Annotated in this window: 18 protein-coding genes and 3 tRNA genes; all 21 read left to right on the top strand. The window is 68.4% G+C overall.

The genetic code is table 11. The features are described from left to right. Positions 1–8 precede the first annotated feature (8 nt). Positions 9–81: transfer RNA gene (locus GUI43_RS15915), tRNA-Thr, on the top strand. 24 nt (positions 82–105) lie between these two features. After that, positions 106–178 (top strand) — tRNA-Met (locus GUI43_RS15910). 134 nt (positions 179–312) lie between these two features. Further along, positions 313–480 carry a 50S ribosomal protein L33 gene (gene rpmG / locus GUI43_RS15905; RefSeq protein WP_007073056.1) on the top strand — a complete coding sequence of 56 codons (168 nt, stop codon included), beginning with the start codon at positions 313–315 and terminating at the stop codon, positions 478–480. 126 nt (positions 481–606) lie between these two features. Next, positions 607–1,053: a MaoC family dehydratase N-terminal domain-containing protein gene (locus GUI43_RS15900; RefSeq protein WP_091402433.1), complete on the top strand. Its 447-nt coding sequence runs from the start codon at positions 607–609 to the stop codon at positions 1,051–1,053. A 1-nt stretch (position 1,054) separates the two neighbouring features. Beyond that, positions 1,055–1,447 (top strand): MaoC family dehydratase, encoded by a 393-nt coding sequence (locus GUI43_RS15895; RefSeq protein ID WP_112601263.1) that lies wholly within the window; start codon positions 1,055–1,057, stop codon positions 1,445–1,447. 129 nt (positions 1,448–1,576) lie between these two features. Beyond that, positions 1,577–1,649: transfer RNA gene (locus tag GUI43_RS15890), tRNA-Trp, on the top strand. 214 nt (positions 1,650–1,863) lie between these two features. After that, complete coding sequence (gene secE, locus GUI43_RS15885; RefSeq protein ID WP_091403530.1) at positions 1,864–2,253, top strand: preprotein translocase subunit SecE; 390 nt, start codon at positions 1,864–1,866, stop codon at positions 2,251–2,253. 38 nt (positions 2,254–2,291) lie between these two features. Beyond that, positions 2,292–3,014 carry a transcription termination/antitermination protein NusG gene (gene nusG, locus GUI43_RS15880; RefSeq protein WP_112584800.1) on the top strand — a complete coding sequence of 241 codons (723 nt, stop codon included), beginning with the start codon at positions 2,292–2,294 and terminating at the stop codon, positions 3,012–3,014. A gap of 186 nt (positions 3,015–3,200) precedes the next feature. Continuing rightward, the gene (rplK, locus tag GUI43_RS15875; protein ID WP_091402426.1) at positions 3,201–3,632 is read left to right on the top strand and encodes a 50S ribosomal protein L11; all 432 of its coding nucleotides are present in this window, start codon (positions 3,201–3,203) and stop codon (positions 3,630–3,632) included. 79 nt (positions 3,633–3,711) lie between these two features. Beyond that, positions 3,712–4,428: a 50S ribosomal protein L1 gene (rplA, locus tag GUI43_RS15870; protein ID WP_112584802.1), complete on the top strand. Its 717-nt coding sequence runs from the start codon at positions 3,712–3,714 to the stop codon at positions 4,426–4,428. An 80-nt stretch (positions 4,429–4,508) separates the two neighbouring features. Further along, a complete protein-coding gene (locus GUI43_RS15865) occupies positions 4,509–5,399 on the top strand; it encodes an ABC transporter ATP-binding protein (protein WP_112699136.1) in 891 nt (296 codons plus the stop codon). Further along, positions 5,396–6,085 (top strand): hypothetical protein, encoded by a 690-nt coding sequence (locus GUI43_RS15860; RefSeq protein WP_091402419.1) that lies wholly within the window; start codon positions 5,396–5,398, stop codon positions 6,083–6,085. The genes GUI43_RS15865 and GUI43_RS15860 overlap by 4 nt, the downstream gene beginning before the upstream one ends. A 340-nt stretch (positions 6,086–6,425) precedes the next feature. After that, a complete protein-coding gene (gene rplJ, locus GUI43_RS15855) occupies positions 6,426–6,971 on the top strand; it encodes a 50S ribosomal protein L10 (protein WP_112584808.1) in 546 nt (181 codons plus the stop codon). Positions 6,972–7,025: 54 nt separating this feature from the next. Continuing rightward, the gene (gene rplL, locus GUI43_RS15850; protein WP_091402415.1) at positions 7,026–7,412 is read left to right on the top strand and encodes a 50S ribosomal protein L7/L12; all 387 of its coding nucleotides are present in this window, start codon (positions 7,026–7,028) and stop codon (positions 7,410–7,412) included. A 569-nt stretch (positions 7,413–7,981) separates the two neighbouring features. Further along, a complete protein-coding gene (gene rpoB, locus GUI43_RS15845) occupies positions 7,982–11,413 on the top strand; it encodes a DNA-directed RNA polymerase subunit beta (RefSeq protein ID WP_091402413.1) in 3,432 nt (1,143 codons plus the stop codon). An 80-nt stretch (positions 11,414–11,493) separates the two neighbouring features. Next, the gene (locus tag GUI43_RS15840) at positions 11,494–15,381 is read left to right on the top strand and encodes a DNA-directed RNA polymerase subunit beta' (RefSeq protein WP_091402411.1); all 3,888 of its coding nucleotides are present in this window, start codon (positions 11,494–11,496) and stop codon (positions 15,379–15,381) included. A gap of 94 nt (positions 15,382–15,475) precedes the next feature. Then, on the top strand, positions 15,476–15,844 hold the full coding sequence (locus GUI43_RS15835) for a hypothetical protein (protein WP_112584810.1): 369 nt from the start codon (positions 15,476–15,478) through the stop codon (positions 15,842–15,844). Between the two features lie 688 nt (positions 15,845–16,532). Then, positions 16,533–16,913 carry a hypothetical protein gene (locus tag GUI43_RS15830; RefSeq protein WP_091402407.1) on the top strand — a complete coding sequence of 127 codons (381 nt, stop codon included), beginning with the start codon at positions 16,533–16,535 and terminating at the stop codon, positions 16,911–16,913. Between the two features lie 508 nt (positions 16,914–17,421). Beyond that, positions 17,422–17,796, top strand: a complete 375-nt coding sequence (rpsL, locus tag GUI43_RS15825) for a 30S ribosomal protein S12 (RefSeq protein WP_007465318.1) — start codon at positions 17,422–17,424, stop codon at positions 17,794–17,796. Between the two features lies 1 nt (position 17,797). Beyond that, the gene (gene rpsG, locus GUI43_RS15820) at positions 17,798–18,268 is read left to right on the top strand and encodes a 30S ribosomal protein S7 (RefSeq protein ID WP_007465317.1); all 471 of its coding nucleotides are present in this window, start codon (positions 17,798–17,800) and stop codon (positions 18,266–18,268) included. Positions 18,269–18,342: 74 nt separating this feature from the next. After that, entirely contained in the window at positions 18,343–20,439 is a 2,097-nt protein-coding gene (gene fusA / locus GUI43_RS15815) for an elongation factor G (protein ID WP_112699135.1), read from the top strand. Positions 20,440–20,476 lie beyond the last annotated feature (37 nt).

Genomic DNA, 20,476 nt, shown 5'->3' with positions numbered 1-20,476 from the left:
TCGCGCAGGCCCCCTTAGCTCAGTCGGCAGAGCGTCTCCATGGTAAGGAGAAGGTCTACGGTTCGATTCCGTAAGGGGGCTCGAGGGTTCAGCTGGACCCATCGCAGCGGTGTAGCTCAGATGGTAGAGCAAGCGGCTCATAATCGCTGTGTCGCCGGTTCAAGTCCGGCCACCGCTACTCTCGTCTTCCGGGCTCGTTGCCGGTGGTCGTAAGAAAATGGGCGCTTCTGGCGCCCACTTTGCATGTCCGCGCTGTCAGCGTCTAGGCTGGCGCGTCGTAGTTGTTTCCGTTAGCGAGGAAGGCACTCCGCCGTGGCGAAGGCTACCGATGTCCGGCCGAAGATCACTTTGGCGTGTGTGGAGTGCAAGGAGCGCAACTACATCACGCGCAAGAACCGGCGCAACGACCCCGACCGCATCGAGCTGAAGAAGTTCTGCCCGCGTGACGGTCGGCACACGGTCCACCGCGAGACCCGCTGACTGCTGGCCGGCCTCAGGGCCGGCCGTTGTCGAAGCTTTCCGATCGCCGATCTGACCGGTTTGGTGCGGCTCCGCCGCCGCCTACCGATCAGGTCGGCGATTGGGCTTTCCGTGTAGGTTCGCGGCATGCCTCTGGACCCTTCCTTCGTCGGCCGGACGTATCCGCCGACCGCCCCCTACCAGGTGGGCCGAGAAAAGATCCGCGAGTTTGCCAGTGCCATCGGCGCCACCGACCCGGCTCACCACGACCCGGAGGCCGCGCGGGCGCTGGGCCACCCCGACGTGGTGGCCCCGCCGACGTTTCCGGTGATCGTGACGATGGCCGCGAGCAGCCAGATCATCGAGGACCCGGCCCTGGGTGTCGACTACAGCCGCCTGGTGCACGGCGACCAGCGGTTCGCGTACACCCGGCCGGTGGTCGCCGGCGACGAGCTGGTCTGCACCAACACCATCGAGGACGTCAGCACCAGGGGTGGGCACGGCTTCCTGACCACGCGTACCGACGTGAGCACCGTCGGCGGGGAACCCGTGGTCGCGGTCTGGGCCAGGTATGTCATTCGCGGGGAGGCGTGAGATGGAGTTGCCAGCACAGACGTTTCAGGTGACCCGCGCGGACCTGGTCCGCTACGCCGGCGCCTCGGGTGACTTCAACCCGATCCACTGGAGCGACCGGGTGGCCACGAAGGTGGGCCTGCCCGGGGTGATCGCCCACGGCATGTTCACCATGGCGCTGGTCGGGCGGGCGGTCACCGGGTGGGCCGGGTCGCCGGACGCGGTGGTCGAGTACGGCGTGCGTTTCACCCGTCCGGTGGTGGTCCCCGACGACGACCAGGGGACCGAGATCGAGGTGACCGCGCGGGTCCGCGAGGTGACCGAGGACGGTCTCACCCGACTCGAGGTGACCGCCACCTGCCTGGGTGAGAAGGTGCTGTCACAGGCGCGGGCAACCATCCGGACGGCACGCTGAACCGGGCCCGCCACGCGTGGCGGAGAGACCGGTTGGGAAAGTCGGGCGGCTACCCGTACACTGGTCCGCCGTGGGGCAAGTGACCCCTGCTCGGTCGTCTGTGGCCGCGTGGGGCGAGTGTTGCCACATAGGGGTGTAGCTCAATTGGCAGAGCAGCGGTCTCCAAAACCGCAGGCTGCAGGTTCAAGTCCTGTCACCCCTGCGCCTCAGGCCTGACCGTTCCCGTGGGTCGCGCCGCCAGCTTGGCGGCGTCCGGCCCGTGGTGGTGGCATCGGCGGGGTGGCTCCGAGGCAATCGGGGCCCTCCGGGTGATCCACCGGCCGCGGCCCGTCGCGGGACGGTTGGGTCCGGCCGGCGTGACCAGCGCCGCGTACGCCACTCGGCGTGCGACCCCAGATTCCGCGACGGAGGGCGAAGTGGCCGACAACAAGCGGCGCGACGACGACGGCGACGATCGTCTGGACGACGAGGTCGTCGACGACGTGGCCGACGACGACGCCTCCGGCGCGGACGAGCCGGTTTCCCGGGGGGGCACCGCCACGCGGTCCCGTGCCCGGGCGGAGTCGGCGGACAGCCGGCCGACCACGCGGTCGGAAACGGGTCGGGTGGGCGTCTTCGGCCGCATCGCCCGGTTCTTCCGCGAGGTCGTAGCTGAACTGCGTAAGGTCATCTGGCCGACCCGCAAGGAGTTGCTGACCTACACCGCCGTGGTGGTGGCGTTCGTCGCGGTGATGCTGACGATCGTGGGTGTGCTGGACTTCGGCTTCGCCAAGGTCGTGTTGTTTGTCTTTGGCAACTCGGACTGACCGGCTGCCTCCAGCCATAGTGACGGAAGTGAGCGAGCGTGCCTGAGTACGACGAGACCGCCGGACCGGTGGACGAGCAGTCCACGGTCGCGACGGCGGCTGGTGACGAGTCGGTCGAGGCCGCCAGCGAGCCGGAGTTCCCTACGACCGAGCCCGCACCGGACGAGGACTACGACCCCGTCGCGGAGCTGAGGCAGAAGCTTCGCTACGCGCCGGGCGACTGGTACGTGGTGCACTCGTACGCCGGCTACGAGAACAAGGTCAAGACCAACCTCGAGACCCGGATCACGAGCCTCGACATGGAGGACTTCATCTACCAGGTCGAGGTGCCGACCCGGGAAGAGGTCGAGGTCAAGAACGGTAAGCGTTCGCAGATCCAGGCCAAGGTCTTCCCGGGCTACATCCTGGTCCGGATGGAGTTGACCGCCGAGTCCTACTCCTGTGTCCGGAACACCCCGGGTGTGACCGGCTTCGTCGGCGCGACCGACCGGGCAGACCGGCCCGCTCCGCTCTCGCTCGACGAGGTGCTGAAGTGGCTGGCGCCGGCGGTCGAGACCGAGCAGAAGAAGGCGAAGCCGGAGATCAAGGTCCTCGACTTCGAGGTGGGCGACTCCGTCACCGTCACCGACGGCGCGTTCGCGTCGCTGCCGGCCACGATCAGCGAGATCAACGCCGACCAGCAGAAGCTCAAGGTGCTGGTGTCGATCTTCGGTCGTGAGACTCCGGTGGAGCTCAACTTCAACCAGGTCGCCAAGATCTGATTGGTCGTCGGCGGCGGGCCCGGCCCGCCGCCGACGTCGGCGTACGCGCTCTCGCTCGACCTCGGCGGACGAGTGGGCTGCGGCCTGCGCTACTCTTGAATGTCGCCGCTGTCGCACCGCGCTGACCGTGCGCGCCCGAGGGCGGCGACAGCCGCATTTTCCCAGCTCCAAGCCCCAGGAAGTGACATGCCTCCGAAGAAGAAGCTCGTCAAGACGTTCACGCTTCAGTTGCCGGCGGGCCAGGCCACGCCGGCGCCGCCGGTCGGCCCCGCGCTCGGCCAGCACGGCGTGAACATCATGGAGTTCTGCAAGTCCTACAACGCGCAGACCGAGTCTCAGCGGGGCGACATCGTCCCCGCCGAGATCAGCGTGTTCGAGGACCGGTCCTTCACGTTCGTGCTGAAGACCCCGCCCGCTGCCCGGCTGCTGATCAAGGCTGCCGGTGTGCAGAAGGGTTCGGGTGTTCCGCAGTCCGAGAAGGTCGGCTCGGTCAGCCGCGCCCAGCTGCGTGAGATCGCCGAGAAGAAGATGGCCGACCTCAACGCCAACGACATCGCCCAGGCCGAGAAGATCATCGCCGGCACCGCCCGGTCGATGGGCATCACCGTCAACGACTGACGTCGGCCCCGGCCTTCGACCCAAACCGTGGGAGGGCTCGCGCCGAGCGGCCCGCCAGAGACCACAGGAGTAATCAGCAATGCAGCGCAGCAAGAGCTACCGCAAGGCCGCCGATGTCATCGACCGGTCGAAGCTCTACACCCCCACCGAGGCCGTGAAGCTGGCCAAGGAGACCACCAACGTCAAGTTCGACGCCACGGTCGAGGTCGCCATGCGCCTCGGCGTCGACCCCCGCAAGGCGGACCAGATGGTCCGCGGCGTGGTCAACCTGCCGCACGGCACCGGTAAGACCGCCCGCGTGATCGTGTTCGCCAGCGGCGCGAAGGCCGAAGAGGCCGCCGCCGCGGGTGCGGACGAGGTGGGCACCGATGAGCTGGTCGCCCGCATCCAGGGTGGTTGGCTCGACTTCGACGCGGCGATCGCCACGCCGGACCAGATGGCCAAGATCGGCCGGATCGCGCGGATCCTGGGCCCGCGCGGTCTCATGCCGAACCCGAAGACCGGCACGGTGACCATGGACGTCACCAAGGCGGTGCAGGACATCAAGGGCGGCAAGATCACCTTCCGGGTGGACAAGCACTCCAACCTGCACCTGATCATCGGCAAGGCCTCCTTCACGGAGACCCAGCTGGTGGACAACTACGCTGCGGTGCTCGACGAGGTGCTGCGTGCCAAGCCGTCCGCGGCCAAGGGCAAGTACCTGCGCAAGGTCATCCTGACCACCACGATGGGCCCGGGCGTCCCGGTCGACCCGAACCTGGTGAAGAACCTTCGGGAGGACCAGGCCGACGCCTGAGTCGACAGATCGCTCCGCCGGGGCGCCGCCACGACAGTGGCGGCGCCCCGGCGCGTTCCAGGTGTGGCAGGCTCGACGCCATGCGGCTGGAGAACGTCTGGTTGCGGTACCACCGGCGGGGGCCGTGGGTGCTGCAGGGCATCGACGTGCGGATCGGTCCCGGCGAGGTGGCGATCGTGCTGGGCCGCAACGGGGTGGGCAAGTCGACACTGCTCCAGGTGGCCGCGGGGGTCCTCCGCCCGGGCCGGGGCCGGGTCACCGACCGGCCGGCACGGGTGGGTTGGGTGCCGGAGCGTTTCCCCGCGGACCAACCGTTCACGGTGACCCGCTATCTGACCGGGATGGCCCGGGTGGCGGGGCTGGGCAGGGCTGCGGCCGACGAGGCGGTGACCTCCTGGACGGACCGGCTCGGGCTGGCCGCCTTCCGCTCGGTCCGGTTGCCGGAGCTGTCCAAGGGCACCGCGCAGAAGGTCGGCCTCGCCCAGGCGCTGCTGCGCCCACCGGGCCTGCTGGTGCTCGACGAGCCGTGGGAGGGGCTGGACGCCGCCACCCGTGAGTTGGTGCCCGAGCTGATCGCCGAGGTGCTCGCCGTCGACGGGTCCGTCCTGGTCAGCGACCACCGCGGCGAGACGGTCCGGCTTCCGGCCGCGCGCCGCTGGTTGGTGGCCGACGGCTCGCTCTCCGAGGAGACGTCGTCGACGGACGAGACGATCGCGGTGGTCGAGGTCGCGGTGCCGGCCGCGCGGGTCGCCGGCACCGTCGCCCGGTTGCGCGCCGAGGGCCACCAGGTGCTGCGGGTACGCTCCGACGCCTCCACCGCCGTATCCCAGGCCCTACCCGTCGAGCCGCCCCGGTCGGCCGGTGCCGCCCGACCCGCCGAGCCGCCGCTCGGGATGGCCGGGGAGCTGACAGCGGAGCAGCCGGAGGCCGCTGACGACGCGGTCGAGTCGGCAGCGGGGGAGACCCGGTGAGCGCCCTGGTCCGGATGCGGCTGGCTGGTTTCCTGCGAACCGGCCGGGCGTTGGCGCCGTTGCTCGCCGGCCTGATCACGCTCGGCACCCTGTACGGCGGTGGCCGGGCCCAGCCCGCGGAGGCGTACGGGGTCTCCGCGGTGGTGCTCTTCCCGGTGCTCGCCTGGCAGACCAAGATCCTGTTGGACGTCGAGCCGGACGTGCAACGTCGGCTGGCGCAGGTGACGGTCGGGGTGGCGCGGGAGCGGTCGGCCGGGCTGCTCGCCGCCGCGGTGGCGGCGCTGGTGACGGTGGCCGTCGCGCTGCTCTTTCCGTGGCTGGTCGGCGGGGTGTCCGGCCCGGTCGACCCGGGGGACCGGTCGATTCCGGTCGGGCTCGCCCTGGGATTGTGGGCACACCTGCTGGTCGTACCCGCTGCGGTTGCTCTTGGGGCGCTGGCCAGTCGGGCGTCGGTCGGTGGCGCCGGGTACGGCGTCGCGGTGCTGGCCCTCGGTGGGGTCGGCGCGGTGGTGTTCGGCCTGACCGGCTCGGTGGCTCCCTGGCTGGCACCGCCGATCATGGCGGCCGCTCGCACCACCGCCGGCGACGCGGCCGCGCTGACCCTGCTGGGGCTGAGCGGGTGGGCGCTGGCCTGGAGCGCCGCTGTCGTCGGCGGCTACCTGTGGCGCCGGCGGGCCCAGGGCTGACCGGCACCGGTACGGGTGACGTGGCTCACCGGGCGCGATTTGGTGCTGCTGGTCGGGGCGCGTACTCTTCAACCGTCATCCGTGTTCTCATGGATGAGGAACCACCCAGAGACCGCTGGTCACCGTGCTTCGGTACGGTCGAAGGTCCCGCGACAACGGGCGACCCGCGTAGGGCGGCAAGCGTAACTCGGCAGTGAGCATGGTCCGCCGACCATGACGATCCGCCGGCCCTCGCCCCGTGCGCCCTGCGCCGGGGCTTTTTCGTTGTCGCGCTGCCTCCGCCCCCGTTCCGGCTTCGGCCGAGATGGGGACCAGCCTCGAGTAACGAGAGAGGAGGGACATGGCGGACAAGCCGATCCGGGCCGACAAGGCCACGGCCGTCGCTGAGCTGACCGAGAGCTTCCGCAGCTCGGGCGCCACCGTGCTGACCGAGTACCGCGGTCTGACGGTTTCCCAGCTCACCCAGCTTCGGCGCTCGCTCGGCGCCGATACCAGCTACACGGTCGCGAAGAACACGCTGGCCAAGCGTGCTGCGACGGACGCGGGCATCACCGGCCTCGACGAGCTGTTCACCGGTCCTACCGCGCTGACTTTCGTTTCGGGCGACGTCGTCGAGGCGGCGAAGGGGCTTCGCGACTTCGCGAAGGCCAACCCGAAGCTCGTCATCAAGGGCGGTGTCTTCGAGGGCAAGGCCATCACCGCGGCCGAGGTCACGAAGCTCGCCGACCTGGAGTCCCGCGAGGTGCTGCTGGCCAAGCTGGCCGGCGCGATGAAGGGCAACCTGAGCAAGGCCGCGGCCCTGTTCCAGGCCCCGCTGTCGAAGACCGCCCGTCTGGCGGCTGCACTGCAGGACAAGCGCGAGAAGGAGGGCGCCGAGGCGGCCTGAGGCCCCCACGGCGCACCAGTTCTTACTTAACAGAATCAGGAAAGGACGCCAGATATGGCGAAGCTCAGCACCGACGAGCTGCTCGACGCGTTCAAGGAGATGACGCTGATCGAGCTCTCTGAGTTCGTGAAGCAGTTCGAGACGACCTTCGAGGTCACCGCTGCCGCTCCGGTCGCGATCGCCCAGGGTGGCGGCGGCGGCGGCGCTGCGGCCGAGGCCGAGCCGGAGCAGGACGAGTTCGACGTCATCCTCGAGGCTGACGGTGGCAAGAAGATCCAGGTCATCAAGGTCGTGCGTGAGCTGACCGGCCTGGGCCTCAAGGAGGCCAAGGACGCGGTCGAGTCCGCGCCGAAGGCCATCCTGGAGAAGGTCAACAAGGAGACCGCCGACAAGGCGAAGGCCAAGCTCGAGGGTGAGGGCGCCAAGGTCACCCTCAAGTGACCTGACGTTCCACCAACGCGTACCCGGCTCGTGAGCTGGGACACCATCGCGTCACGGCGGGCGGTGATCCGACACGGATCACCGCCCGCCGTGTTGGTGGATCTGGCTGCGACAGGTCCTGAGCTGGGCTCCAACCATGGGTACCCTTGACCCGAACGAGCGTGGCGGGTCGCCCTCCAGTGGGAAACAAGGGACAACCCGGATACCGGCCCTTGACGCGGCCCGGGGCTGCCAGGCACGCTGACACCAGCAAGACACCGCGCTTGCGACGGCCACGACGTGGGTATGACAGCGACGGCACCATCGGCCGCTGTAACCCGAGCGGCCCAGTGGGGAGTTGCGTTCTGAGCGGCCCGGCAGACCCCGGTTGACGGGGGCCGAGGCGCGCTCCGCAAACAACCTGCGGGGTGGGCTGGACAGCGGTTAGCCTCTCGGCTACACTGCTAGTTTGCGCTGCCTTCCGACTTGACCCCTGCTCGGAAATGTCCGTTTACGGATATTTCTGGTGGGGTCATTGGAGTGCACGCGTACCAGCCGTTCTGCAGCACCGGTCCTCGGAAGGACGCATCTTGGCAGCTTCCCGCCCTGCGAAGACCAGTCGTACGTCGAGCGCATTCGCTCCCCGCCGAGTTTCATTCGGCAGGATCACCGAACACCTCGAGGTCCCCAACCTCCTTGCCATTCAGAACGAGTCCTTCGACTGGCTCGTCGGCAACGAGGCTTGGCAGGGCCGGTCGGCGGACGACCCGCACGCACGATCGGGTCTCGCGGAGATCCTTGAAGAGATCAGTCCCATTGAGGACTTCTCCGGCACCATGTCGCTCTCCTTCTCAGCGCCGCGCTTCGACGAGGTCAAGGCCTCGATCGAGGAGTGCAAGGAGAAGGACCTGACCTACTGCGCTCCGCTCTTCGTGACCGCGGAGTTCACCAACAACACCACTGGCGAGATCAAGAGCCAGACGGTGTTCATGGGTGACTTCCCGATGATGACGCCCAAGGGCACCTTCGTCATCAACGGCACCGAGCGCGTCGTGGTCAGCCAGCTCGTCCGGTCTCCGGGCGTGTACTTCGACAAGCAGCCGGACAAGACCTCCGACCGCGACCTCTCCAGCGTCAAGGTCATCCCGAGTCGGGGTGCCTGGCTGGAGTTCGACATCGATAAGCGCGACACGGTCGGTGTACGTATCGACCGCAAGCGTCGGCAGGCCGTCACCGTCCTGCTCAAGGCCATCGGATGGTCGGCCGAGCGGATCCGTGAGAAGTTCGGCTGGTCCGAGCTGATGATGACCACGCTCGAGAAGGACCACATCGCCGGCGCCGACGAGGCTCTGCTCGACATCTACCGCAAGCTGCGCCCTGGCGAGCCGCCGACGCGCGAGAACGCCCAGACCCTGCTCGACAACCTCTTCTTCAACCCGAAGAGGTACGACGTCGCCAAGGTCGGGCGCTACAAGTTCAACAAGAAGCTCGAAGTTGGCGTGCCGATCACCACCGGCACGCTGACCGAGGACGACATCGTCGCCACCGTGGAGTACCTGTGCCGGCTGCACGCCGGTGAGGACGGCTACGAGGCCGACGACATCGACCACTTCGGCAACCGGCGCCTCCGTACCGTGGGCGAGCTGATCCAGAACCAGGTTCGGGTCGGCCTGTCCCGGATGGAGCGGGTCGTCCGCGAGCGGATGACCACGCAGGACGTCGAGGCGATCACCCCGCAGACCCTGATCAACATCCGCCCGGTGGTGGCGGCGATCAAGGAGTTCTTCGGGACGTCCCAGCTGTCCCAGTTCATGGACCAGACCAACCCGCTGGCGGGCCTGACCCACCGGCGTCGGCTGAGCGCGCTCGGCCCGGGTGGTCTGTCCCGGGAGCGGGCCGGCTTCGAGGTCCGCGACGTGCACCCGTCCCACTACGGCCGGATGTGCCCGATCGAGACGCCGGAAGGCCCGAACATCGGCCTGATCGGCGCGCTGTCCACCTTCGCCCGGGTCAACCCGTTCGGCTTCATCGAGACGCCGTACCGGAAGGTCGTCGAGGGTCGGGTCACCGACCAGATCGACTACCTGACCGCGGACGAGGAGGACCGGTTCGTCAAGGCCCAGGCCAACGCGCGCCTGAAGGCTGACGGCACGTTCGCCGAGGACCGGGTGCTCTGCCGTCGTAAGGGCGGCGAGACCGAGGACGTCGTCCCCGGTGCCGTCGACTACATGGACGTCTCGCCCCGGCAGATGACCTCGGTCGCGACCGCCATGATCCCGTTCCTTGAGCACGACGACGCCAACCGGGCACTGATGGGCGCGAACATGCAGCGCCAGGCGGTGCCGCTGGTCAAGGCCGAGGCGCCGCTCGTGGGTACGGGCATGGAGTACCGGGCCGCGGTCGACGCTGGCGACGTGGTGGTCGCCGAGGTCGGCGGTGTGATCGAGGATCTCTGCGCCGACTACGTCACCATCCACCAGGATGACGGCCACCGCCGGACGTACCTGCTGCACAAGTTCCGCCGCTCCAACGCCGGCTCCTGCGTCAACCAGAAGCCGGTCGTCTTCGAGGGCGACCGCGTCGAGGCCGGTCAGGTCATCGCCGACGGTCCGTGCACCGACGAGGGCGAGATGGCACTCGGACGCAACCTGCTGGTGGCGTTCATGTGCTGGGAGGGCCACAACTACGAGGACGCGATCATCCTGTCGCAGCGCCTCGTGCAGCAGGACGTGCTCACCTCGATCCACATCGAGGAGCACGAGGTCGACGCCCGGGACACCAAGCTCGGTCCGGAGGAGATCACCCGCGACATCCCGAACGTCAGCGAGGAAATGCTCGCTGACCTCGACGAGCGCGGCATCATCCGGATCGGCGCCGAGGTCGTCCCCGGTGACATCCTGGTCGGCAAGGTCACGCCCAAGGGTGAGACCGAGCTGACCCCGGAGGAGCGTCTGCTCCGCGCGATCTTCGGTGAGAAGGCGCGTGAGGTTCGGGACACCTCGCTGAAGGTGCCGCACGGCGAGACCGGCACGGTCATCGGTGTGCGTACGTTCTCCCGCGAGGACGGCGACGAGTTGCCGCCGGGTGTCAACGAGCTGGTCCGGGTCTACGTCGCCCAGAAGCGCAAGATCCAGGACGGCGACAAGCTCGCCGGCCGGCACGGCAACAAGGGTGTCATCTCGAAGATCCTGCCGATCGAGGACATGCCGTTCCTTGAGGACGGCACCCCGGTCGACATCGTGCTCAACCCGCTCGGCGTGCCGAGCCGGATGAACATCGGCCAGGTGCTGGAGACCCACCTTGGTTGGGTCGCCAAGACCGGTTGGAAGGTCGAGGGTGACGACGCCGACTGGAAGCGTCAGCTGCGCTCGATCGACGCGCACGAGTCCGAGGGCGACACCAACGTGGCCACCCCGGTCTTCGACGGTGCCCGCGAGGAGGAGATCTCCGGTCTGCTCGAGTCGACCCTGCCCAACCGGGACGGCAAGCAGCTGATCGGTCGTACCGGCAAGGCGCAGCTGTTCGATGGTCGTTCCGGTGAGCCGCTGCCGGACCCGATCGCTGTCGGCTACGTCTACATCCTGAAGCTCAACCACCTGGTCGACGACAAGATCCACGCTCGTTCGACCGGCCCGTACTCGATGATCACGCAGCAGCCGCTGGGTGGTAAGGCGCAGTTCGGTGGTCAGCGTTTCGGTGAGATGGAGTGCTGGGCGATGCAGGCGTACGGCGCTGCCTACGCCCTGCAGGAGCTGCTCACGATCAAGTCCGACGACGTGCTCGGCCGAGTGAAGGTCTACGAGGCCATCGTCAAGGGCGAGAACATCCCGGAGCCGGGCATCCCGGAGTCGTTCAAGGTGCTGCTCAAGGAGCTGCAGTCGCTGTGCCTCAACGTTGAGGTGCTCTCCAGCGACGGTGTGGCCCTGGAAATGCGCGAGACCGACGACGAGGTGTTCCGGGCCGCTGAGGAGCTGGGCATCGACCTGTCCCGGCGCGAGCCGAGCTCGGTCGAAGAGGTCTGAGGTGAGCGGTCGGGGGCCGGCTCGCCGGCCCCCGACCCCACCCGAGAATTAGCAGTACAGACGACGACATAGGGGACATAGTGCTCGACGTCAACTTCTTCGACGAGCTGCGCATTGGTCTCGCCACCGCCGACGACATCCGTCAGTGGTCGCACGGCGAGGTCAAGAAGCCTGAGACGATCAACTACCGCACCCTGAAGCCGGAAAAGGACGGGCTCTTCTGCGAGAAGATCTTCGGTCCGCAGCGGGACTGGGAGTGCTACTGCGGTAAGTACAAGCGCGTCCGGTTCAAGGGCATCATCTGTGAGCGCTGCGGCGTCGAGGTGACTCGCTCCAAGGTCCGTCGTGAGCGGATGGGGCACATCGAGCTCGCCGCTCCGGTGACCCACATCTGGTACTTCAAGGGCGTTCCGAGCCGGCTGGGTTACCTGCTGGACCTCGCTCCCAAGGACCTCGAAAAGATCATTTACTTCGCCTCGTACGTCGTGACGAGCGTTGACGCCGAGTCGCGTCACCGTGACCTCTCGACGATCGAGAACGAGATCCTGGCCGAGAAGCGGCAGTCCGAGAACAGCCGCGACTCGGAGATCGAGAAGCGGGCCGCCAAGCTCGAGGCCGACCTGGCCGAGCTGGAGGCCGAGGGTGCCAAGGCGGACGTCCGGCGCAAGGTCAAGGAGGGCGGAGAGCGCGAGATGCGCCAGATCCGCGACCGGGCCCAGCGCGAGATCGACCGCCTGGACGAGGTGCTGGACACCTTCCGCAAGCTGGAGCCGAAGCAGCTGGTCACCGACGAGCTGCTCTACCGCGAGCTGCGCGACCGGTTCGGTGAGTACTTCACCGGTTCCATGGGCGCCGAGGCGATCAAGGCGCTGGTCCAGAACATGGACCTCGACGCCGAGGCCGAGAGCCTGCGGGAGACCATCCGGTCCGGCAAGGGCCAGCGGAAGATCCGGGCGCTCAAGCGACTCAAGGTCGTCGCGGCGTTCCTGAACACCCGCAACTCGCCGCTCGGCATGGTGCTGGACTGCGTCCCGGTCATCCCGCCGGACCTGCGCCCGATGGTGCAGCTCGACGGTGGCCGCTTCGCGACCTCCGACCTGAACGACCTGTACCGCCGCGTGATCAACCGGAACAACCGCCTCAAGCGGCTGATCGACCTCGGCGCGCCCGAGATCATCGTCAACAACGAGAAGCGGATGCTCCAGGAGGCCGTCGACGCGCTGTTCGACAACGGCCGTCGCGGCCGGCCGGTCACCGGCCCGGGTAACCGCCCGCTCAAGTCGCTGTCCGACATGCTCAAGGGCAAGCAGGGCCGGTTCCGCCAGAACCTGCTGGGCAAGCGCGTCGACTACTCCGGCCGTTCGGTCATCGTGGTCGGCCCGAAGCTCAAGCTGCACCAGTGCGGTCTGCCCAAGCAGATGGCGCTGGAGCTGTTCAAGCCCTTCGTGATGAAGCGGCTGGTCGACCTCAACCACGCACAGAACATCAAGTCCGCCAAGCGGATGGTCGAGCGTCAGCGCCCGGTCGTGTGGGACGTGCTGGAAGAGGTCATCGGCGAGCACCCGGTGCTGCTCAACCGGGCGCCGACCCTGCACCGCCTGGGCATCCAGGCCTTCGAGCCGCAGCTGGTCGAGGGCAAGGCGATCCAGATCCACCCGCTGGTCTGCACCGCGTTCAACGCCGACTTCGATGGTGACCAGATGGCGGTGCACGTGCCGCTGTCCGCCGAGGCTCAGGCCGAGGCGCGGATCCTGATGCTGTCGTCGAACAACATCCTCAAGCCGGCCGACGGTAAGCCGGTCACCATGCCTACCCAGGACATGGTCATCGGTCTGTACCACCTCACCCACCTCACCGCCGGTGAGAAGGGCGAGGGCCGGGCGTTCAGCTCGGACGCCGAGGCGCGGATGGCCTTCGACAACGGCGAGCTGCACCTGCAGGCGCCGGTGAAGATCCGCCTGCGTGGCGTGGTCGGTGTCGACAACGGCAACGGCTCCGAGGCGTGGAGCGCCCCGGAGGGCTGGGTCGAGGGTGACCCGCTGACCGTGGAGACCACGCTGGGTCGGGTGCTGTTCAACGAGACGCTGCCGCAGGGCTACCGCTTCGTGAACTACGAGATCCGCAAGGGGCAGCTCTCCGCGATCGTCAACGACCTCGCCGAGCGCTTCCCCAAGGTGGCGCTGGCCGCCACCCTGGACGGGCTCAAGGAGGCCGGTTTCCACTGGGCCACCTGGTCCGGCGTGACGATCGGCATGGAGGACGTCATCGCTCCGCCGCGCAAGGCGGAGATCCTGGCGAAGTACGAGAAGGACGCCGACCAGATCGACAAGCAGTACCAGCGTGGTCTGATGACCGCCGAGGAGCGTCGCGGCGAGCTCATCGAGATCTGGACCAAGGCGACCAACGAGGTCGCCAAGGAGATGGACACCGCGCTGCCGCAGGAGAACCCGCTGTGGAAGATGATCAACTCGGGTGCTCGCGGTAACCTGCTCCAGCTCCGGCAGATCGCGGCGATCCGTGGTCTGGTGGCCAACCCCAAGGGCGAGATCATCCCGCGGCCGATCAAGGCCAGCTACCGGGAGGGTCTGTCCGTGCTGGAGTACTTCATCTCCACGCACGGTGCCCGTAAGGGTCTCGCCGACACCGCGCTTCGTACCGCCGACTCGGGTTACCTGACCCGTCGTCTGGTGGACGTCTCGCAGGACGTCATCATCCGCGAAGAGGACTGCGGCACCGACCGGGCGATCCCGATGCAGATCGGCGAGAAGCTGGACGGCAAGCTCGTCGTCCACACCCACGCCGAGACCAGCGTGCACGCCCGGACCCTCGCGGACGACATCAAGGGGCCGGACGGCACCGTGGTCGCCGAGCGCGGTCAGGACATCAACTCCATCGGGGTCGACAAGATCGTCGCCGCTGGTGTGGAGACCGTCCGGGTGCGCAGCGTGCTCACCTGCGAGTCGAAGCTGGGCGTCTGCGCGGCCTGCTACGGCCGGTCGCTGCCGACCGGTAAGTCGGTCGACATCGGCGAGGCGGTCGGCATCATCGCCGCCCAGTCCATCGGTGAGCCCGGTACGCAGCTGACGATGCGTACCTTCCACACCGGTGGTGTCGCGGGTGAGGACATCACCCAGGGTCTGCCGCGTGTTCAGGAAATCTTCGAGGCTCGGGTCCCGAAGGGTAAGGCGCCCATCGCTGACACCCCCGGTCGGATCCGGATCGAGGATGGCGAGCGCTCGCGCAAGATCATCGTGGTGCCGGACGACGGCAGCGAAGAGATCGTCTACGACAAGATCTCGAAGCGGGTCAAGCTCCGTACCCACGACGGCGGTCACGTCGCGGTCGGCGAGAAGCTGACCGAGGGCACCATCGACCCGCACGAGCTGCTGCGGATCATGGGTCCGCGGGCGGTCCAGGTCCACCTGACCAGTGAGGTCCAGGAGGTCTACCGCTCGCAGGGTGTGCTCATCCACGACAAGCACATCGAGATCATCATCCGCCAGATGCTAAAGCGGGTGACGGTCATCGACTCCGGCTCGACCGAGTTCCTGCCGGGTGTGCTCGTCGACCGGGCGCTGTTCGAGTCGGAGAACCGCCGGCTCGTCTCGGAGGGCGGCGAGCCCGCCGCTGGTCGTCCGGTGCTGATGGGTATCACCAAGGCCTCGCTGGCCACCGACTCCTGGCTCTCGGCGGCCTCCTTCCAGGAGACCACCCGGGTGCTGACCGACGCTGCGATCAACTCGCGCAGCGACTCGCTGGTCGGCCTCAAGGAGAACGTGATCATCGGAAAGCTCATCCCGGCCGGTACGGGCATCAGCAAGTACCGCAACGTCCGGGTGGAGCCGACCGAGGAGGCCAAGGCCAAGGTCTACTCGATGACCGGTTACCCGGAGACCGACTACGGGTTCGGGCCGGCCAGCGGGCAGGCCGTGCCGCTGGACGACTTCGACTTCGGGTCGTACCGCTAAGCACCAGTCACACGACGAGGCCCCCGGTGAAAGCCGGGGGCCTCGTCGTGTCCGTGCCCACCCACCCCCGGGCCGGGTTCGGCATGATGGGGGGATGATGACCGCACCCGGGCAGGTGTCCGTCGCCCAGCAGGGCGTGCGCCACCCGCTGGACCCGGACCCGGCCCGAGCCACGAAGGCACGGGCGGTCTTCGCGCTGGGCCTGCTCGGCATGCTGACCGGGCTGTTCATCGGTGGCGTGGTGCCGGCCACTGTGGCCCTGCAACTGGCCCGGCAGGCGCGCCGCGAGGCGTACGCCTCGGGGGGTTTCCTGACCGGCGGCGCCTGGCTGCGACGGGGGGAGTGGATGGCCTGGACCGGCCTGGTGCTGGTCGCGGTCAGCGTGGTGGCCGCGGTGGTCATCGGGGTGGTCCGGTTGGCCGGTGCCCCGTTCGGCCACGACTACCCGGCGAACATGGACTGAGCCACCGGTGGCCGCGCCCGGCGCGGGCGGCGGTGCTCGCGGCGGTAGCCTGGCCGGTGTCCACCGTGTGGCGGTGGCGGCCTTTCGACAGGAGGACCTCGTGACGGAACCGGCGCGGCCCCCTGCGGACGAACCGGCCGGCCCGCCGGACCCGTCGGCTCCGCCATCTCCGCCGAGTGACTGGGCGCGACCCGGTCCGAACGGCGAGCCGCACCCACCGGTGTCCACCCCGGGCCCGCCGTCCCCTGCGGCGCCGCCCCCCGGTTCGGGCCCGAACGGCTGGGGCACGACCGCGACGCCCGGCTCCGACCAGCCGTACCCGGTCTCCAGCGCACCGACCTCGACGCCGCAGGGCTGGGGCCCGCCCACCTCCGGGCCGGGCGTGCCGCCGGGCTGGGGCCCGCCAGCGGCTGGACCGGGAGTGCCGTACGGCTGGGGGCCGCCCTCGTCTGGGCCGACTGTGCCGCCTGGGTGGGGTCCGTCGTCGTCTGGGCCGAGTGTGCCGCCCGGGTGGGGTCCACCCTCTTCTGGGCAGCCTGCGCCGTACGGCTGGGGTCCGCCGTCGTCCGGGCCCGGGGCGCCGCCCGGGTGGGGTCCGCCGCCGCCGGGGCACGGCCCCGGGTGGGGTGGCATGCCCGGGCGTTCGGTACCGCCGCCCACCGACGACCAACGCCGGCCGCCGAAGCGGGTGGAGGCGGTTTCGGGTACGCCGTTCGGCGTGGTGCACCTGGACGTGGCACCGGTCACCTCCGGCCTGGCCATCGGGGCGCTGGTGGCGGGCATCGCGTCACTTCTGGTCTCACTGCTGGTGATCTGCTTCGGAGTGGCTTTCAAGAACGACGGCGGGGCCTGGGCCTCCGGGGCGTTCGCCGCGCTGGGTGTGCTGGCCGGCGGGGCGGCGGTCGTCATCGGGCTGCTCGCACGGAGGCAGATCCGGCGGCCGACCGCGCCCTCCGCGGTCCAGTTCACCGGCCGCGGGTTGGCGATGGCCGGGATCAGCTGCGGCGCGGCGGGGGCTCTGCTCAGCCTGCTGGGCCTGGGTCTTGCCCTGCTCCTCGCCCTGACGTGAGGGTCTTCACCGATAGATCCGGCACCTGACGGGGGTTTTCCGCGGAAGGCTTCCGGTCACCCCGGGGGCGATGGGTGCTTCTGCGGGGAAGCCGGTACACTTGTATTCGTAGGTGCCCATCGCGGGCGACAGGGCAGGACGAGATCCGGCCGGCGGGTGTGAGACAGTCGCCGGGCCATTCCGTTTTGACCTGGGCGGTTGTGGTAGGTACTCTTTCCCCTTGTGCCCGGGCATGCCCGGGCAACTCGTGCGTGCGCTGTTTCCGGCTAACGGGCGGCGGCACGACAAGCCAAAGATCCGGGGCGGGGCGACCCGCGCGCCGGTGACAAAACCCGGTACGAACGCGAGAGCGTCGCAACGGGGCCGTGACGAGGGCGACACGCCCGACCGCGGGTGCCGGGGTCTCCGCAAGGCGACCCTGGTCGGAATGTAGGAGAGCCGGTCATCAGGCCGGCTAACGAGCAGACGGCGCGGCCGCGGATGCGGCCGAAGGGAGCGGAGAAACCCGGTGCCCACGATCCAGCAGCTGGTCCGAAAGGGCCGCCAGGCGAAGACGACCAAGACCAAGACCCCGGCGCTGAAGGGTTCCCCTCAGCGGCGCGGCGTGTGCACCCGCGTGTACACCACCACCCCGAAGAAGCCGAACTCGGCGCTGCGCAAGGTCGCTCGCGTGAAGCTCAGCAGCCAGATCGAGGTGACCGCCTACATCCCCGGCGTCGGTCACAACCTGCAGGAGCACTCGATCGTGCTCGTTCGCGGCGGCCGGGTGAAGGACCTCCCCGGCGTGCGTTACAAGATCGTTCGCGGCTCGCTGGACACCCAGGGTGTCCGCAACCGCAAGCAGGCGCGCAGCCGTTACGGCGCGAAGAAGGAGAAGAGCTGACATGCCGCGTAAGGGACCCGCTCCGCGGCGGCCACTGGTCGCTGACCCGGTGTACAACTCGCCGCTGGTCACCCAGCTGGTGAACAAGATCCTGCTCCGCGGCAAGCGTCAGCTCGCCGAGTCCATCGTGTACGCGGCCCTCGAGGGCTGCCGCGAGAAGTCCGGCACCGACCCGGTCGTCACCCTCAAGCGGGCGATGGACAACGTCAAGCCGACCCTCGAGGTGCGCAGCCGTCGTGTCGGTGGCGCCACCTACCAGGTTCCGGTCGAGGTCCGCCCGACCCGGGCGACCACCCTGGGCCTGCGCTGGCTGGTCACGTACTCCCGCGCCCGGCGCGAGAAGACCATGGTCGAGCGGCTGATGAACGAGCTGCTGGACGCGAGCAACGGCCTCGGTGCCGCCGTCAAGCGGCGCGAGGACACGCACAAGATGGCCGAGTCGAACAAGGCCTTCGCGCACTACCGCTGGTAACACCCTGGTTCCGGCGCCTTCGGGCGCCGGAACCGCCACCAGTTGAGTCGAGACGACGATAAGTAGGGATTGAAGTGGCCGCCGCAGACGCGCTCGCCAAGGTACGCAACATCGGCATCATGGCGCACATCGATGCCGGTAAGACCACGACCACCGAGCGAATCCTGTTCTACACCGGCATCACGTACAAGATCGGTGAGGTCCACGAGGGCGCTGCCGTCATGGACTGGATGGAGCAGGAGCAGGAGCGTGGTATCACCATCACCTCCGCTGCTACCAAGTGTGAGTGGAAAGACCACACGATCCAGATCATCGACACGCCTGGCCACGTCGACTTCACGGTCGAGGTCGAGCGGTCGCTGCGGGTCCTGGATGGTGCGGTCGCGGTTTACGACGGTGTCGCCGGCGTGGAACCGCAGACGGAGAACGTCTGGCGGCAGGCCGACAAGTACAACGTCCCGCGTATGTGCTTCGTCAACAAGCTCGACCGGACCGGCGCCGACTTCTTCCGCTGCGTGCAGATGATGATCGACCGGCTGAACGCCACCCCGCTGGTGCTCCAGATCCCGATCGGGCTCGAGGGTGACCACATCGGTGTCGTCGACCTGATCGGCATGCGCGCGCTCACCTGGCGCGGGGAGACCCAGAAGGGTGAGGACTACGCGGTTGAGGAGATCCCGGCCGAGCTGGCCGACTCCGCGGCCGAGTGGCGCGAGAAGCTGATGGAGACCCTGGCCGACGTCGACGACTCGGTGATGGAGAAGTACCTGGAGGGCGAGGAGATCTCCGTCGAGGAGATCAAGGCCGCCATCCGGCGTGCCACCATCGCCGGCAAGGCCAACCCGGTGCTCTGCGGCTCGGCGTTCAAGAACAAGGGCGTTCAGCCCATGCTCGACGCCGTGGTCGACTTCCTGCCGTCGCCGCTGGACGTTCCGGCGATCGAGGGTACGGCCACCGACGGCGAGACCCCGCTGCTGCGTAAGCCGTCCAACTCGGAGCCCTTCTCCGGCCTGGCCTTCAAGATCCAGACGGACAAGCACCTGGGCAAGCTCACCTACGTGCGGGTCTACTCCGGCACGCTCGATTCCGGTTCCCAGGTGGTCAACTCCACCAAGGACCGCAAGGAGCGGATCGGCAAGATCTACCAGATGCACGCCAACAAGCGGGAAGAGCGTCCGTCGGCGCAGGCCGGCGACATCATCGCCGTGCAGGGTCTCAAGCAGACCACCACCGGCGACACTCTCTCCGACCCGGCGAACCCGGTGATCCTGGAGTCGATGACCTTCCCGGAGCCGGTCATCTCGGTGGCGATCGAGCCGAAGACCAAGTCCGACCAGGAGAAGCTGGGCACGGCCATCCAGCGCCTGGCCGAGGAGGACCCGACCTTCCGCGTCCAGCTGGACGAGGAGACCGGTCAGACGGTCATCTCCGGCATGGGTGAGCTGCACCTGGACATCCTGGTCGACCGGATGCGCCGCGAGTTCAACGTCGAGGCGAACGTCGGCAAGCCGCAGGTGGCGTACCGCGAGACCATCCGCCGCAAGGTGGACAAGGTCGAGTACACCCACAAGAAGCAGACCGGTGGTTCCGGCCAGTACGCCCGCGTGATCGTGAGCGTCGAGCCGCTTCCGCTGGACAACGACTCGCCGACCTACGAGTTCGCCAACGCCGTCAGCGGCGGCCGCATCCCCCGGGAGTTCATCCCCTCGGTGGACGCCGGTGCGCAGGACGCGCTGCAGTACGGCATCCTGGCGGGCTTCCCGCTGGTCGGCGTGAAGCTGACCCTGCTTGACGGCCAGTACCACGAGGTCGACTCGTCGGAAATGGCATTCAAGATCGCCGGCTCGATGGTGATGAAGGACGCGGCCCGCAAGGCCGATCCGGCACTGCTCGAGCCGATGATGGCCGTTGAAGTCACCACTCCTGAGGAGAACATGGGTGACGTCATCGGTGACCTCAACTCCCGCCGCGGCATCATCCAGGCGATGGAGGAGCGCAGCGGCGCCCGCATCGTCCGGGCCCTGGTGCCGTTGTCGGAGATGTTCGGCTACGTCGGCGACCTGCGGTCGAAGACCCAGGGCCGGGCTAGCTACAGCATGCAGTTCGACTCCTACGCCGAGGTTCCGCAGAGCGTCGCGAAGGAGATCATCGCCAAGGCAACGGGCGAGTAGCGCTCTGAGCAGGTGATTCGTGGTTGGTCGCGGGAGG

This window comes from Micromonospora noduli, from assembly GCF_003264365.1.
Taxonomy (GTDB): domain Bacteria; phylum Actinomycetota; class Actinomycetes; order Mycobacteriales; family Micromonosporaceae; genus Micromonospora; species Micromonospora noduli.
This window is presented reverse-complemented; position numbering and strand designations above follow the sequence as displayed.

What these genes read in the sequence shown, in the direction of transcription:
- GUI43_RS15895 (WP_112601263.1), top strand. Translation starts at nt 1,055, where the DNA reads ATGGAGTTGCCAGCACAGACGTTTCAGGTGACCCGCGCGGACCTGGTC.
- rplA (WP_112584802.1), top strand. Translation starts at nt 3,712, where the DNA reads ATGCAGCGCAGCAAGAGCTACCGCAAGGCCGCCGATGTCATCGACCGG.
- GUI43_RS15900 (WP_091402433.1), top strand. Translation starts at nt 607, where the DNA reads ATGCCTCTGGACCCTTCCTTCGTCGGCCGGACGTATCCGCCGACCGCC.
- GUI43_RS15835 (WP_112584810.1), top strand. Translation starts at nt 15,476, where the DNA reads ATGATGACCGCACCCGGGCAGGTGTCCGTCGCCCAGCAGGGCGTGCGC.
- rplK (WP_091402426.1), top strand. Translation starts at nt 3,201, where the DNA reads ATGCCTCCGAAGAAGAAGCTCGTCAAGACGTTCACGCTTCAGTTGCCG.
- rpsG (WP_007465317.1), top strand. Translation starts at nt 17,798, where the DNA reads ATGCCGCGTAAGGGACCCGCTCCGCGGCGGCCACTGGTCGCTGACCCG.
- rplL (WP_091402415.1), top strand. Translation starts at nt 7,026, where the DNA reads ATGGCGAAGCTCAGCACCGACGAGCTGCTCGACGCGTTCAAGGAGATG.
- rplJ (WP_112584808.1), top strand. Translation starts at nt 6,426, where the DNA reads ATGGCGGACAAGCCGATCCGGGCCGACAAGGCCACGGCCGTCGCTGAG.
- GUI43_RS15865 (WP_112699136.1), top strand. Translation starts at nt 4,509, where the DNA reads ATGCGGCTGGAGAACGTCTGGTTGCGGTACCACCGGCGGGGGCCGTGG.